Source organism: Tepidimonas sp. (genome assembly GCF_046292505.1).
GTDB lineage: Bacteria > Pseudomonadota > Gammaproteobacteria > Burkholderiales > Burkholderiaceae_C > Tepidimonas.
This window is the reverse complement of record NZ_JBKBQX010000133.1, coordinates 1-967: the sequence shown is the minus strand read 5'-3', so window position 1 is coordinate 967 and position 967 is coordinate 1. Positions and strand designations below refer to the sequence as shown.

The window sequence follows — 967 nt, the reverse complement described above, 5'->3', positions numbered from 1 at the left end:
CCTGCGCGGCGTACACCGGCTTGGCGACCGCGAGGCCTTTCGCCTCCAGCTCGCGCCACGACTTCGCGCTTAAGGCTTTGTTCTCCCACAGCGCGGGGTAGCGGAAGCCCTCCGGCCCGCCGACGATCACGCCATCGACGTGTCCGCGCAGCCGACCGTGCGCGTCGGAGAAGCCGAACTGCCCGCCGTCGGGCTTGCGCGTGCGTAGGTCGAAGCCCGCGTCGCGCAGCCACGCCACCATGCAGTCCTCCATGACGTGGCCACGCTCGAAGATGCGCAGCATCCGGCCGCAGGTCGAGCGCCCGTGATCGACCGGAGCCTTGGCGTACTCGAACTGCAAGGCACGCTCGCACGCCGCGCCCAGACGCGACGCGCCGAGGTAGTCGCGCGCGGGCTGCTGCGCGCGGACGCGTTGCATGCCGAGATCGACCAGTGCCGTGATCTGGCCGGACAGGCTGGACGAGGAATTGAAATCCATCATGGCTTCCTCCCTTTCGGTTCTTCCCAGGGAAGGTCGTCCTCCAGATCGGCGAAGGGATTGCCCATCGGGTCGGGCGTCGGAACCATGCCGCGCACGGGCGGGAACTTGGTTGCCTCGTGGTGCTCGACCATCGCTTCCGTGTAGCAGGTGACGATGGCGTCGATGACGCGCATCGCCTCGGCTTCCGCGTAGTCGCCCAGAGGCTTGCCGAAGCCGATCTCGTCCGCCGCCTCGCCGAAGGCCTTGAGGCATTTGCGCATCGCGGCCAGTTCGACATCAGACGGATCGATCATGGCGACCTCCCCGATGCCGACGCGGCCTTCCTTCGCGCGCGTCCAGTTGCCGTAGAGCATGTGAAAGGCGTCCTGGCAGCGGCGCGAGCAGAACACCCAGTCGATCACGTAGCGGCGCGGATCGGCGGTCTTGAACCGGCCATCGGTGTGGCCGTAGCCGCGCGCCTGTCGTTTGCAGACCCAGCATTTCATC

The 967-nt window shown here is 67.4% G+C and carries 2 protein-coding genes; both read right to left on the bottom strand.

Annotated elements, in window-relative coordinates; translation table 11 throughout:
• Positions 1 to 481: hypothetical protein (locus tag ACK4TH_RS12260; RefSeq protein WP_409626851.1), on the bottom strand; the 481-nt coding region annotated here is incomplete at its 3' end.
• The gene (locus ACK4TH_RS12255; RefSeq protein ID WP_409626849.1) at positions 478 to 966 is read right to left on the bottom strand and encodes a DUF6511 domain-containing protein; all 489 of its coding nucleotides are present in this window, start codon (positions 964 to 966) and stop codon (positions 478 to 480) included. The genes ACK4TH_RS12255 and ACK4TH_RS12260, both read right to left, overlap by 4 nt.
• Position 967 lies beyond the last annotated feature (1 nt).

Coding starts and splice junctions, on each gene's coding strand:
- ACK4TH_RS12255 (WP_409626849.1), bottom strand. CDS start 966: ATGAAATGCTGGGTCTGCAAACGACAGGCGCGCGGCTACGGCCACACC.